Here is a 12,630-nt window from a genome sequence, read left to right on the forward strand (position 1 = left end):
TTCCCTTATCCGGCCTGCAGACACGCTCTGTAGGTCTGATAAGCGAAGCGCCATCAGGCAATTAAAACGAACGTCTCGCCACCAGCCACGCCCCGATGACCAACAGCACCGCGCCACAGACCGGACCTACCAGCGCCCGCAGCGGCACGCCGTGACTACGTAGAATATCCAGCATCAGCCCGCCGATTAACTGGCTAGCCACCAGCACCGCGATAGTGGTAGCGGCCCCCACATTTTGGTACCCATTGATGCTGGCAAAAACAAAGAACGATCCCAGCAATCCGGGGATGAGCGTCCACCAGCGCACGCTGGATACCAGTTCTCCAAATCCCGCAGCTCCTTGCTTAAACCACAGTATGCTGACAAACAGCACGATCCCGACCAGCGAGTTAAGCAACATGGCGATGAGGATCGTCGAGGACGTCTGGGTGATGCGTACCATCAAGGTATTTTGCACCACCAGACCAATACCCGCGGCAATCAGAAAGGAGAGGGTCAGCGTCTGGTTCATCTACGGGCATCCGGATCGCGGCGATCGTCTAACTGTAACTGCATGAAGGTCAGATCCAGCCACCGCCCAAATTTGGTGCCAACCTGCGGCATTTGCGCGGTGGTTTTAAAACCCAGCAAGCCGTGCAGATGCAGTGATGCCTGATTCTGAGATTCAATACCTGCCACCATCACATGCTTGCCGCATGCGCGGGCTTCGTCTATCAGTCTGCTGAGCAGTGCCCGTCCTAGCCCTTTTCCCTGATGTTCAGGATGAACATACACCGAATGTTCAACGGTATGACGGAAGCCATCAAAGTTACGCCAGTCGCCAAAGGAGGCGTATCCCGTAACCACGCCATTCTCTTCACTCACCAGCACCGGATACCCCATCAATTGTCGGGCTTCATACCAGGAAATACGGTTTTCGGCATCGACCGTTTGATCGTTCCAGATAGCCGCCGTATGCAGTACCGCATGGTTGTAGATTTCTGCAATGGCGGCGCAGTCTTCCTTGCTGGCAAATCGAATTGACATGTTGAACCTCAGGGGTTGTTCACTATAGTATTACAATATGAATACTATTGAAGACAGCATAAATCAACGGATCAGTGCAAGAATTCGCATCGAGCGGGAATCTCGCGGTTGGTCACTCACGGAACTTGCCGAGCGCGCGGGTGTGTCGCGGGCCATGATCCATAAAATAGAACGCGGCGAGAGTAGTCCAACGGCTACGCTGCTGGGTAGGCTTTCCGGTGCGTTTGGCATCAGCATGTCTACCCTGATTGCGCGGGCTGAAATGCAGGAGGGCAAGCTGCTGCGCTTCGTCGATCAGCCCGTCTGGCACGACCCGCAAAGTCACTATCTGCGCCGCCATGTTTCACCGCGCAGCGATCTGCCTATCGATCTCGTGCAGATTGAATTACCCGCCGGTAGTGATATCCCGATGCCTGCCTCTTCCTATGTGCAGGCCAGACAACTTATCTGGTTACAGCACGGGGAATTAGTCTTTGTCGAAGGGGACGTACGCCATGAAATGCAGGCAGGTGATTGCCTGGAACTTGGCCCGCCGAATGACTGTCGGTTTATCAATGAAACCGCGCAACCCTGCGTTTACCTGGTTGTGCGGTTAAACCACGTCGTCAGCTAAATAGCAGGCACAGACTGCTACTATTGATGGATTCATGCCAAAAGCAGAGGAGCACATCATGGGTCAACAGACTAATCGTAACCGTCGCTGGGTACTGGCTTCACGCCCGCATGGCGCGCCAGTCCCGGAGAACTTCCGTCTTGAAGAAGATGAGGTGGCAACGCCAGGTGAAGGCCAGATTTTGCTGCGCACCGTTTATCTTTCCCTCGATCCCTACATGCGTGGCCGTATGAGCGATGAGCCATCTTACTCACCACCAGTAGAGATTGGTGGTGTTATGGTGGGGGGGACCGTAAGTCGCGTGGTGTCATCCCACCATCCGGACTACCAGCCAGGCGAATGGGTATTGAGCTACAGCGGTTGGCAGGACTATGACATCTCCGACGGTAACGGGCTGGTGAAGCTTGGCGATCATCCCGAACATCCCTCCTGGGCGCTGGGTGTTATGGGTATGCCGGGGTTTACCGCTTATATGGGCCTGCTGGATATCGGTCAGCCGAAAGCGGGAGAAACGCTGGTGGTAGCCGCCGCAACCGGGCCGGTTGGCGCAACGGTCGGGCAGATCGGTAAGCTTAAAGGTTGTCGGGTGATCGGTGTGGCGGGTGGAGCAGAGAAATGCCGACATGCCACCGAGGTATTGGGCTTTGATGTCTGTCTCGATCACCACACACAAGATTTTGCACAACAACTGGCAAAAGCCTGCCCGCAGGGTATTGATATTTATTACGAAAACGTCGGTGGAAAAGTATTTGATGCCGTTCTGCCATTGCTCAATACCTCAGCGCGCATCCCGCTTTGTGGCCTGGTCAGCGGTTATAACGCCACGTCGCTTCCGGCCGGACCTGACAGATTACCGCTGTTAATGGCAACGCTGCTGAAAAAGCGTATCCGCATGCAGGGTTTTATCATTGGTCAGGATTATGGACACCGTATTCATGAGTTTCAGCGGGAGATGGGGCGCTGGGTTAAAGAGGGCAAAATCCACTACCGCGAGCAGGTGACCGAAGGTCTGGAAAATGCGCCACAAACCTTTATCGGTCTGCTGACCGGCAAAAACTTCGGCAAGGTAGTTATTCGTCTTGCTGAGGATTGATGCGTAAAGGTGGAAGACGGTGAATGCCTGTAACCAGGCCTGCTTCGTACAAAATCTAGGCCTGGTAAAATGCCAATGTCGTTAACTGGTATTCATGGAGGAAATAAGAAGGTTACTACATGAAAGCGAATAAACACTCCACATTGAGATAAATAATGATTACTATTCTCATTCTTAAAAAGGCAAAACCATGATTTTGCTCATTGAAGCTATGTGAAGCAGTAACAAACGAATTTATCAAAGGGAGTCGTCATGTCTTTACGTCATCTGTTTTCACCGCGTCTGCGTGGTTCTTTACTGTTAGGTTCACTGCTCGTTGCATCATCTTTTACTACGCAGGCCGCAGAAGAACTGCTGCGCAAAGCCGTCGGCAAAGGCGCCTATGAAATGGCGTACAGCCAGCAAGAGAACGCGCTGTGGCTGGCGACCTCACAGAGCCGCAAACTGGATACCGGCGGGGTGGTTTATCGTCTTGATCCGGTCACCCTCGAAGTGACCCAGGTGATTCATAACGATCTCAAACCGTTTGGTGCCACCATCAACAACGCCACGCAAACGCTGTGGTTCGGCAACACGGTAAACAGCGCGGTAACGGCGATGGATGCCAAAACGGGTGCGGTGAAAGGACGTCTGGTGCTGGATGCGCGAAAGCGCTCTGAAGATGTTCGCCCGCTCCAGCCGCGTGAGCTGGTCGCCGATGATGCTACCAACACGGTATACATTAGCGGTATTGGTAAAGAGAGCGTGATTTGGGTGGTGGACGGTGAGACGATCAAGCTGAAGGACACCATCCAAAATACCGGCAAAATGAGCACCGCTCTGGCGGTCGACAGCAAGGCTAAACGCCTGTACACCGCCAATGCGGACGGCGAATTCATTACCATCGACACCGCCACCAACAAAATTCTTAGCCGCAAAAAACTGCTGGATGATGGGAAAGAGCATTTCTTTATCAACCTGAGCCTGGACACAGCGGGCAACCGCGCATTTGTCACAGACTCTAAAGCGGCGGAAGTGCTGGTCATCGACACCCGTAATGGCAACGTACTGGCAAAAGTCGCCGCGCCGGAATCTCTTGCTGTGCTGTTCAACCCAACGCGTAATGAAGCCTACGTGACTCATCGCCAGGCCGGTAAAGTGAGTGTGATCGACGCGAAAAGCTATAAAGTCGTCAAAACATTCGAGACCCCAACGTTCCCGAATAGCCTGGCGCTCTCCGCCGACGGTAAAACCCTGTACGTCAGCGTGAAACAGAAATCTACCCGCGAGCAGGAAGCTACCCAGCCGGACGATGTTATTCGTATTGCGCTGTAAAAAATCCGGAGGGGGAAACCCCTCCTGTCATTTCTCTAAACCCCACGATACGCCTCGTTACACCCCGCCAGTAGCCCGACCCACTTCAGGGACTTACACTACGCCCTCAACGGCTAACTGAATAACACGGGAATACCATGAAAAAGCCATTTATCTGTCTGTGTGCAGGCGTAATGCTGTTTACCCTGGCAGGATGCACCACCGATTACGTCATGACGACCAAAAGCGGACAAACCATTACCACCCAGGGCAAGCCAAAACTGGATAAAGATACGGGAATGACCAGCTATACCGATCAGGATGGAAATGCGCGGGAAATTAACAGCAGCGATGTAGCGCAGTTGATTGAAGCGAACTAAAAAAGAAGGCCTGAAGGGTTAACCTGTCAGGCCTTCAGCCATTATGGCGCGGTGCGGTGGATTTCCGCGACGCGTTTACGCACACCGAACCAGCCTGCAACCAGCAGGATGGCAATCAACGGTAATGACGCGATGGTGTAGGTGCCGTTTGGATAGTCAAACGCCATCAGCACCAGCACACTCAGCAGGAACAGTAGGGTTAGCCACGAGGTAAACGGAGCGCCCGGCAGTTTAAAGCTGACGTCTGCCGTTTTACCTTCTTTTATGGCCCGGCGCAGACGCATCTGACAGACCATGATAAAGCCCCACGACGCAATAATGCCCAACGACGCGAAGTTCAACACGATCTCAAACACCTGCGACGGCACCAGATAGTTCAGGAATACCCCGACGACATAGACGACCAACGTGGCGAGGATCCCAGCCCAGGGTACCTGTTGACGGCTCATTTTAGCCATGAATTTAGGCGCCGATCCGCCCATCGACATGGAACGTAAAATACGCCCGGTGCAGTACAGCCCAGAGTTAAGGCTGGAAAGCGCCGCGGTGAGCACCACAATATTCATGATACTGCCGATATACGGCACGCCCAGTTTGGAGAAGAAGGTAACAAACGGGCTTTGCCCCGCCTGATAGGCATTCCATGGCAGTAACAGAACCAGCAGCACCACAGAACCGACATAGAACAGACCAATACGCCAGATAACGCTATTGATCGCTTTTGGCACCATGGTTTGCGGATCTTTGCACTCACCAGCGGCAGTGCCCACCAGTTCAATAGAGGCAAATGCGAAAACCACCCCCTGAACCAGTACCAGCGCCGGCAGCAGGCCATGTGGGAAGAATCCACCGTTGTCGGTGATCAGGTGAAAACCGGTGGCGTTACCATCCAGCGGCTTTCCAGTGCCTAAAAAGACGGTACCCACCACCAGGAAAATCACAATCGCCAGCACTTTGACCAGTGCAAACCAAAACTCCATCTCCGCGAACCACTTCACGCCGATCATGTTCATGGTGCCGACAATAGCCAGCGCGCCGAGGGCGAACACCCACTGCGGTACATCCCCAAATGCGCCCCAGTAATGCATATACAACGCCACCGCGGTGATATCGACAATGCCGGTCATCGCCCAGTTGATGAAGTACATCCAGCCAGCCACATAGGCGGCTTTCTCACCTAAAAATTCACGAGCGTAGGAGACAAAGCTGCCGCTGGAAGGGCGATGTAAAACCAGTTCACCAAGCGCGCGCAGTATAAAGAACGAAAAAATACCGCACACCAGATAAACCAGCGCCAAAGCGGGGCCCGCCATCTGCAAGCGTGCTCCAGCCCCTAAAAACAACCCGGTACCAATTGCGCCGCCAATGGCGATCATTTGTACCTGTCGATTACCCATCGCTTTGTGATACCCCTCTTCGTGGGCATTCAACCAGCGTCGTTTCGCCGCATGTTGTTCCGCGGCTTGCGTGTTGTTTGTGTTCATTACTTTTCCTGTTGACCTGACAAAAATACAAAATCCTTTTTGCCGCACCAGCTGCGGCGAAAACAGCCTTACCCTTCATTGTGTTATGGGGGAAAACTGCCGGCCGAGCATCCTACATTCAATTGTTCGGTTCCGCAAAGCCCCGATAACAAGAATTCAGCATTTTGTACAGCCAGCACTGGCGCGGTGTGGCCTCGATTCAGCCAATAAAAGAGAAGGGTGTAAATACGTGGAGAGGTGTGCGCTTATCGAGACATTCATCCGATAAGCGCCGTAAGGTTATGCTGATACGCCAAAGACCTGAACAGCCTGCTGTAAGCGCGATGAACGTTGAGTCAGATCGGCGGTAGCATCGGTGACACGCTCCACCATCTCGGCGTTATTGTGTGTCATGGTGCCAACGCGTGAAATCGAATCGTTAATCAGATCCAGCGCCTGGGTTTGCTCACGCGTCGCCAGACTAATATCTTTGATCATCATCGACATCTGCAGGACATCGCCAATCATCCCAGTGAGATGCGTTTCCGTTTGCTCCACCATTTTGACGCCGCTATTGACGTTGGCGACGTTCTTCTCAATCAGTTGTTTGATCTCTTTTGCTGCAGACGCCGAGTGTTGCGCCAGATTACGGACCTCTGCCGCCACAACGGCAAATCCACGCCCGGACTCCCCGGCTCGCGCGGCCTCAACCGCGGCATTGAGCGCCAGAATATTAGTCTGGAAAGCAATACTGTCGATAACGCCGATGATGTCGACTATCTGCCCGTTGTCACGCGATATCGCCTGCATCATGGCAATAGTTTGTTTCATAATATCGCCGCCTTCTGCCGCATTGGCGCTGGTTTTATCGGCCATGGTCATAGTATGAGCCGCAGTCTCAGCAGTTTGCTGTACCGCGCTACCAATTTCTTCAATGGCGGCAGCGGTTTGTTGCAGGTCGGCAGAGGTTTCTTCTGAACGCTTGTGCAGCGCCGTACCTTCTTTTGATACCCGCTGACTGATGGCGCGAATACCGGATATTTGCGTACTGACATCATCGACCAGGGAATTCAGATTAAGCCCGGACTGATTAACCAGACGCATCAGCATTCCGATCTCATCCACCCGATTTAAATGACAGTTATCAGGTTTTCTCCCGGAGACCACTTTCTTCATTTGCGTCAGTAGCGTATTAACTGGCTGACAAATTTGATACTTAAGGTAAATAGCAAGCATCAGAAATAAGAACAGCAACCCTCCCGCCTGAATAAATGGATTAACAGGAGCGAAGAGAAATAGAACAGCGAGCAGGGCGATTACCCCTAAAGAATAATTGACGCGCTGGCTAATGTTCAGCCATTTAAACATTGATGCCCATGACAATATTCCGCGACGAATGACAATGCCTTTAAAAAGTCGAAATCCTTTAAGCTGCTGATTATTAATTTTATGATATAAGCTTTCGCTTTGAGTTATTTCATCGCGCGAAGGAACGGTACGCACCGAGATGTAGCCGGTGAGTTTTTCATTGTGCCAGACCGGCGTAACGTTGGCGCGAACCCAGTAATGGTCGCCATTCTGCCGGCGATTTTTCACCATCCCCGTCCAGCTGTCTCCCTGCTGTAGCGTGTACCACATATCGGCGAACGCCGCGGGAGGCATATCGGGATGGCGAATAATATTATGCGGTTCGCCCATTAATTGCTGTTCGTTAAATCCGCTGGCATCAATAAACGCGGAGTTAGCGTAGGTAATATGACTTTCTTTATCCGTCGTAGAAAGCAGCGTCGCTTTATCGTTAAGTGCGTGCTCAATTTGTGTAACGGGCATGTTACTTTTCATAGAGGTCCCATGGTGCTATGTATAATCCATACAAAAATCCCCGCAATAAAATCGGGGGATATTAAAATCTGTTTTAAACCGTTTTAATAAGAAACGTTGCATTCTCTACTAATCATCAATTCTGTGGAAGTAGTTAAAATAAAAATTCCTATGTAAATCATTCATCCTGTGTCATAAAAGTGAAACAATTAATACAAGCGCATAACGTGACAAGTCGTTTAAACTGACTTAACGTAAATCGCGTTAAAAAACCTTTTCGTAAAAAGAAAACTGGCATGAAATGATTTTGATGCTATTACCGTGATGCCAACGACCCTATTATATTTTGTAGGCTATTAATTGCGGGTGTTTTTCTGTTTAGCGTTACAACCAGTACTGGGCGATCCAAATTTTAACCCTGGCAGCGACAGGGGCTGTTATCTACTTTTTAGCTGAGTAAATGTGAATTAAATGTTTCAGTATGGCTATTTGATAAATTAATAATAAAGACATGTTAACAAACATAGGCTCGTAACATGTCATATCGCCTGAGTATTCTGGATAAAAGCCCCATCGGGGAAGGTGAAACTGCCGCGACCGCGCTTTCCCGGACGTTGCGCCTGGCGCAACAGGCAGAAGAGTGGGGGTACCATCGTTTCTGGATCGCGGAACACCATAATACGCCACAGCTGGCCAGCCCATCGCCGGAGCTGGTGATCGCCTGGGTCCTCGGGCAAACTCAGCATATCCGCGTAGGTTCCGGCGGCGTGATGCTGCAACATTACAGCCCGTACAAAGTGGCGGAAAACTTCAATCTTCTGGCATCGCTGGCTCCTGGACGTGTCGATCTCGGCGTAGGGAAAGCCCCTGGCGGCTTACCGCTGTCGACCCAGGCGTTACAGCATGGGCTGCATCAGAAAGAAAAAGGCAGTTTTGCCGACCAGCTTTCTTTGCTTAACGATTGGCTGGCGCTGAGCGGAACGGAAAGCGGGGAAACGGTATTCCCGACGCCAATTCCACCGATACCACCGGAAAAGTTTGTACTGGGAGCCAGTGTGCAAAGCGCGCAGTTAGCTGCGCAATCCGACTGGAATTTCATCTTCGCAGCGCACCTCAATGGTGACAAAGCGTTATTGCATGACGTTTTGTCCTTCTGGCAGACCCACAGTGCACGCCCGACGATAGTCGCCGTGCAGGTGATTGTGGCTGACAGTTACGACACCGCTGCGCAACTGGCGGAAAACGTACAACTCTGGGGCGTGGAGCTGGAAGATGGTCAACGTGTCACGGTAGCCAGCGAAGAACAGGCGCTGGCGTTTGCCGCTCAGTCTGGCAGCCCACCACGCAAAATCGAGCGTCGTGAGCAGGCGTTGCTACACGGCACCGCTCAGGAGGTGATGGCAAAGCTGAATGCTCTGCATACGCAATTTGGCATTGACGAATTCATTATCGACACGCCAGTGGCGCAAGGGCATGCGCGTCTGACATCGCTGCGTTTGTTGGCGCAAGCCCATAATGCCGTGGAGGTGCTCTGATGACTCTCGGCTCAACGCTTATCGACTGGCGTCGTGAATTACATCAGCATCCGGAGCTTTCTCTACAGGAGGAAGCAACCACGGCGCGCATTCACGCCTGGTTGCACGCTGCGGACGTCGACATTCTGCCATTCGAGCTGAAAACCGGTCTGGTCGCTGAAATTGGTCAGGGAGAAGATGTCATCGCGCTGCGGGCGGATATCGACGCGCTACCGATAGAAGAAAGCGCCGACGTTCCGTTTCGCTCCCTCACGCCGGGCGTGATGCATGCCTGCGGGCATGACGTCCATACCAGCGTTATGCTTGGTGCAGCACTTCTGCTAAAACAACAGGAAACAACCTTACCGGGGCGAGTACGTATTTTGTTTCAGCCAGCTGAAGAGAGTTTCGGCGGCGCAAAAACGTTGATCCGCGCCGGTGCGCTGCAAAACGTAGCGGCTATTTTCGGTATGCACAATGAGCCCGGTTTGCCGGTGGGTGAATTTGCCACACGTGGCGGCGCATTTTATGCCAATGTTGATCGCTTCGTGCTGCGCATAAATGGCAAGGGCGCACATGCGGCGCGTCCTCATGAAGGTAAGGATGCCATCCTGCTTGCCAGCCAACTGGTAACAGTGCTGCAAAGCGTTGCCAGCCGCGACGTTAACACGCTGGATTCGGTGGTGCTCAGCGTGACCCGTATTCAGGGAGGAAACACATGGAACGTTCTGCCGGAGTCCGTTGAGCTGGAAGGGACACTCAGAACGCACCGAAACCAGGTACAGCAGCAGGTTAAGGCTCGGGTTAATGACATCGCCGCCGGATTTGCCCACGCCTTTGGCGCACAAATCGACGTAATCTGGCATGCGGGACCAACCGCATTGGTAAATGACGATCGTTGGGCCGATATTGCCACCGCGGTGGCGAAACAGTCAGGCTATACCACCCACCATGCCGACCTGCATATGGGCGGGGAGGATTTTGCCGTCTACCTGCAAAATACGCCTGGCGCATTTGTCAGTATTGGCAGCGCCAGTGAATACGGATTACATCACCCGGGATTCAATCCGGACGAGCGTTTAATTGAACCTGCCGCGCATTACTTTACGCAGTTAGCAAAAACGGCATTCGCACACCTTTAAGTTTACCTGTTGGGTAGGGGTTATTATGGCTGAAAATCGACAACTACGGCTCGGCACTATTCTGCATGGCGCATCGGGAAATATGTCCGCATGGCGCCATCCAGCGGCTCAGGCTGATGCCAGTATTAATTTTGATTTTGTCAAAGAGACGGCGCTTATTGCGGAAAAAGGGAAGCTGGATTTTATTTTTGTCGCCGATGGTCTGTATATTAATGAAAAATCAATCCCGCACTTTTTAAATCGTTTTGAGCCGCTGACAGTATTATCCGCTTTGGCCAGCATCACTCAGAATCTGGGGCTGGTTGGCACAGTGTCCACATCATACAGCGAGCCGTTTACGACCGCACGGCAGTTCGCTAGCCTGGACCATCTCAGCCAGGGGCGCGCCGGGTGGAACGTGGTTACGTCTCCTCTGGAAGGATCGGCAAAAAACTATTCTCGCGCTCAGCATCCAGAGCATGCCCAGCGTTATCGTATTGCCGATGAATATTTACAGGTAGTGAAAGGGCTGTGGGATTCCTGGGAAGACGATGCGTTTACCCGTAATAAAACAAGCGGGGAATTTTTTAATCCGCAAAAACTACACACGCTTAACCATCATGGAGATTATTTCCAGGTCGCCGGACCGTTAAATATTGGGCGTACGCCACAAGGCCGTCCGATTATATTTCAGGCGGGAGCTTCAGCAGATGGCAAGAAATTAGCGGCGCAGCATGCTGATGCCATTTTTACCCATCAGGAGTCGCTGGCAGAGGCTAAAGCGTTCTATCAGGAAGTAAAAAGCCAGCTGGAAGTGGCCGGACGACATCCCGATCAACTGCATATATTCCAGGGCGTCAGCGTTATTGTTGGCGACAGCGCAGAGGACGTTGAGCAGCAGTATCAGACTACCGCTGCGCTGGTCTCCGTTACTGACGCGCTGAACTATCTTGGCCGCTACTTTGAACATCATGATTTTGCCCAATATCCGCTGGACGCACCGTTCCCGGATCTGGGCTCTCTCGGACAAAACAGCTTTCGCAGTACGACTGATGAGATCAAGCGCAACGCACGCGAGCGTGGTTTAACACTTCGTCAGGTTGCTCTGGAAGCGGCAAGTCCTCGTCCGCGTTTCAGCGGCACGCCACAACAGGTTGCCGACGGACTGCAGCAGTGGTTCGACGAAAAAGCCGCAGACGGTTTTATCATCCAGGGTGGCACGCCGGATACCTTTCCGCGGTTTGTCGAACAGGTTGTCCCCGAGCTTCAGGCGCGCGGTCTGTTCCGCCATGAATATCCCGGTACGACCCTGCGCGCAAGCCTGGGATTAGCGACACCTGCAAATCAATTCACACAATAAGAGAAAAACGCTATGCAGAAAAAATCACTATTCCTCGCGCTGTCACTGGCTTTCAGCGCTACCGTCTGGGCAAATGAGGTGACGATTAACGGCACGGGCGTAAGCCTGGAAGCGAATAAAGCGCCGATTAATACGGTAAAAAATCCGCAGGCGATTGCGCAGTTACCCGCAAACCTGCACCTGGCCGTACCGGGTAAATTCACCGTGGCGATTGCCGGGCTCAGCCAGCCGCCGCTGACCGTCTTTGCCGATGACAATAAAACGCTGATCGGCAGCGAGGCGGATATCGCGCGTCTGGTGGCTGACAGTTTGGGGCTGGAACTCAACGTTGTACCTACGTCATGGGAAGACTGGCCGCTGGGCGTCACTTCCGGCAAATACGATGCCGCGATCAGCAATATTACCGTCACCAAAGCACGCAAAGAAAAATTCGATTTCGCGACGTATCGGAAGGACTCTCTTGGCTTTTATGTCAAAACCGGTAGCAAGCTGAAGAAAATCGAGCAGGCGGAAGATATCGCAGGACTACGCATTATCGTCGGTTCGGGGACAAACCAGGAAGCCATTCTGTTGGCCTGGAACGATGAGAACGTGAAGAAAGGGTTACAGCCGTTTACGCCGGTGTATACCAAAGATGATGCCGCGCAAACCCTGGCCCTGCAGTCAGGCCGCGCCGATGCCTACTTCGGTCCTAATGTAATCGGCGCGTGGAAAGCTGCACTCAACGGTAAAACGCGATTAGTGGGTAGCGTTGATGGCGGTTGGCCAAAAGCGGCACATATCGCTGTGACGCTGAAAAAAGACAGCGGTCTGGTTCTGCCGGTACAAACCGCCCTCAACGGCGTGATTGGCAACGGCGACTATGACAAGGTTCTGAATCGCTGGGGAGAAGGGGTGGAACGCATTCCACAATCTGAAATCAACCCGGCCGGTTTAGGCGACTAAG

12 protein-coding genes are annotated in these 12,630 nt (G+C 52.5%); 8 read left to right on the forward strand and 4 right to left on the reverse strand.

All coding sequences use genetic code 11. From position 1 onward, the window contains the following. Nucleotides 1-61 precede the first annotated feature (61 nt). Together OGY71_RS10025 and OGY71_RS10030 are read right to left on the reverse strand one after the other, a co-directional pair. Nucleotides 62-511: a DMT family transporter gene (locus tag OGY71_RS10025; protein WP_149335308.1), complete on the reverse strand. Its 450-nt coding sequence runs from the start codon at nt 509-511 to the stop codon at nt 62-64. Next, the gene (locus OGY71_RS10030; RefSeq protein ID WP_003833100.1) at nt 508-1,026 is read right to left on the reverse strand and encodes a GNAT family N-acetyltransferase; all 519 of its coding nucleotides are present in this window, start codon (nt 1,024-1,026) and stop codon (nt 508-510) included. Before OGY71_RS10030 ends, OGY71_RS10025 begins: the two co-directional genes overlap by 4 nt. A 37-nt stretch (nt 1,027-1,063) precedes the next feature. On the opposite strand from OGY71_RS10030, the gene OGY71_RS10035 reads away from it, so the two are divergent. The 4 genes from OGY71_RS10035 to OGY71_RS10050 all read left to right on the forward strand — a co-directional run bounded on the left by OGY71_RS10035 (nt 1,064) and on the right by OGY71_RS10050 (nt 4,405). Continuing rightward, nucleotides 1,064-1,639, forward strand: a complete 576-nt coding sequence (locus OGY71_RS10035) for a helix-turn-helix domain-containing protein (protein ID WP_213194275.1) — start codon at nt 1,064-1,066, stop codon at nt 1,637-1,639. Nucleotides 1,640-1,697: 58 nt separating this feature from the next. Then, nucleotides 1,698-2,732, forward strand: coding sequence for an NADPH-dependent curcumin/dihydrocurcumin reductase (gene curA, locus OGY71_RS10040; RefSeq protein WP_003833095.1), 1,035 nt, complete (start codon nt 1,698-1,700; stop codon nt 2,730-2,732). Nucleotides 2,733-2,984: 252 nt separating this feature from the next. After that, nucleotides 2,985-4,046: a 7-bladed beta-propeller protein YncE gene (yncE, locus tag OGY71_RS10045; protein ID WP_003833093.1), complete on the forward strand. Its 1,062-nt coding sequence runs from the start codon at nt 2,985-2,987 to the stop codon at nt 4,044-4,046. A gap of 137 nt (nt 4,047-4,183) precedes the next feature. Beyond that, nucleotides 4,184-4,405: a YgdI/YgdR family lipoprotein gene (locus OGY71_RS10050; protein WP_003833091.1), complete on the forward strand. Its 222-nt coding sequence runs from the start codon at nt 4,184-4,186 to the stop codon at nt 4,403-4,405. Nucleotides 4,406-4,446: 41 nt separating this feature from the next. Here OGY71_RS10050 and ansP read toward each other — a convergent pair whose 3' ends face one another. After that, entirely contained in the window at nt 4,447-5,889 is a 1,443-nt protein-coding gene (gene ansP, locus OGY71_RS10055; protein WP_003833088.1) for an L-asparagine permease, read from the reverse strand. A 279-nt stretch (nt 5,890-6,168) separates the two neighbouring features. Beyond that, the gene (locus OGY71_RS10060; protein WP_267440853.1) at nt 6,169-7,710 is read right to left on the reverse strand and encodes a methyl-accepting chemotaxis protein; all 1,542 of its coding nucleotides are present in this window, start codon (nt 7,708-7,710) and stop codon (nt 6,169-6,171) included. Nucleotides 7,711-8,225: 515 nt separating this feature from the next. Here OGY71_RS10060 and OGY71_RS10065 point away from each other — a divergent pair. Genes OGY71_RS10065 through OGY71_RS23290 form a run of 4 tightly spaced genes read left to right on the forward strand, consistent with a single transcriptional unit; the run spans nt 8,226 to nt 12,629 of the window. After that, the gene (locus OGY71_RS10065; RefSeq protein WP_286613243.1) at nt 8,226-9,224 is read left to right on the forward strand and encodes an MsnO8 family LLM class oxidoreductase; all 999 of its coding nucleotides are present in this window, start codon (nt 8,226-8,228) and stop codon (nt 9,222-9,224) included. Next, nucleotides 9,224-10,345, forward strand: coding sequence for an amidohydrolase (locus tag OGY71_RS10070; RefSeq protein ID WP_063940767.1), 1,122 nt, complete (start codon nt 9,224-9,226; stop codon nt 10,343-10,345). Before OGY71_RS10065 ends, OGY71_RS10070 begins: the two co-directional genes overlap by 1 nt. A 25-nt stretch (nt 10,346-10,370) precedes the next feature. After that, complete coding sequence (locus tag OGY71_RS23285) at nt 10,371-11,684, forward strand: LLM class flavin-dependent oxidoreductase (protein ID WP_003833079.1); 1,314 nt, start codon at nt 10,371-10,373, stop codon at nt 11,682-11,684. A gap of 12 nt (nt 11,685-11,696) precedes the next feature. Continuing rightward, nucleotides 11,697-12,629, forward strand: a complete 933-nt coding sequence (locus tag OGY71_RS23290) for an ABC transporter substrate-binding protein (RefSeq protein ID WP_003833078.1) — start codon at nt 11,697-11,699, stop codon at nt 12,627-12,629. The last annotated feature ends 1 nt before the right edge of the window (nt 12,630 follow it).

It is taken from the genome of Citrobacter sp. Cpo109 (assembly GCF_030332565.1).
Classification (GTDB): domain Bacteria; phylum Pseudomonadota; class Gammaproteobacteria; order Enterobacterales; family Enterobacteriaceae; genus Citrobacter; species Citrobacter portucalensis.

Excerpts from the sequence above, each read along its gene's own strand:
- OGY71_RS23285 (WP_003833079.1), top strand. The coding sequence starts at position 10,371 with ATGGCTGAAAATCGACAACTACGGCTCGGCACTATTCTGCATGGCGCA.
- OGY71_RS10030 (WP_003833100.1), bottom strand. The coding sequence starts at position 1,026 with ATGTCAATTCGATTTGCCAGCAAGGAAGACTGCGCCGCCATTGCAGAA.
- OGY71_RS10025 (WP_149335308.1), bottom strand. The coding sequence starts at position 511 with ATGAACCAGACGCTGACCCTCTCCTTTCTGATTGCCGCGGGTATTGGT.
- ansP (WP_003833088.1), bottom strand. The coding sequence starts at position 5,889 with ATGAACACAAACAACACGCAAGCCGCGGAACAACATGCGGCGAAACGA.
- OGY71_RS10065 (WP_286613243.1), top strand. The coding sequence starts at position 8,226 with ATGTCATATCGCCTGAGTATTCTGGATAAAAGCCCCATCGGGGAAGGT.
- OGY71_RS10035 (WP_213194275.1), top strand. The coding sequence starts at position 1,064 with ATGAATACTATTGAAGACAGCATAAATCAACGGATCAGTGCAAGAATT.
- OGY71_RS23290 (WP_003833078.1), top strand. The coding sequence starts at position 11,697 with ATGCAGAAAAAATCACTATTCCTCGCGCTGTCACTGGCTTTCAGCGCT.
- curA (WP_003833095.1), top strand. The coding sequence starts at position 1,698 with ATGGGTCAACAGACTAATCGTAACCGTCGCTGGGTACTGGCTTCACGC.
- OGY71_RS10050 (WP_003833091.1), top strand. The coding sequence starts at position 4,184 with ATGAAAAAGCCATTTATCTGTCTGTGTGCAGGCGTAATGCTGTTTACC.
- yncE (WP_003833093.1), top strand. The coding sequence starts at position 2,985 with ATGTCTTTACGTCATCTGTTTTCACCGCGTCTGCGTGGTTCTTTACTG.
- OGY71_RS10060 (WP_267440853.1), bottom strand. The coding sequence starts at position 7,710 with ATGAAAAGTAACATGCCCGTTACACAAATTGAGCACGCACTTAACGAT.
- OGY71_RS10070 (WP_063940767.1), top strand. The coding sequence starts at position 9,224 with ATGACTCTCGGCTCAACGCTTATCGACTGGCGTCGTGAATTACATCAG.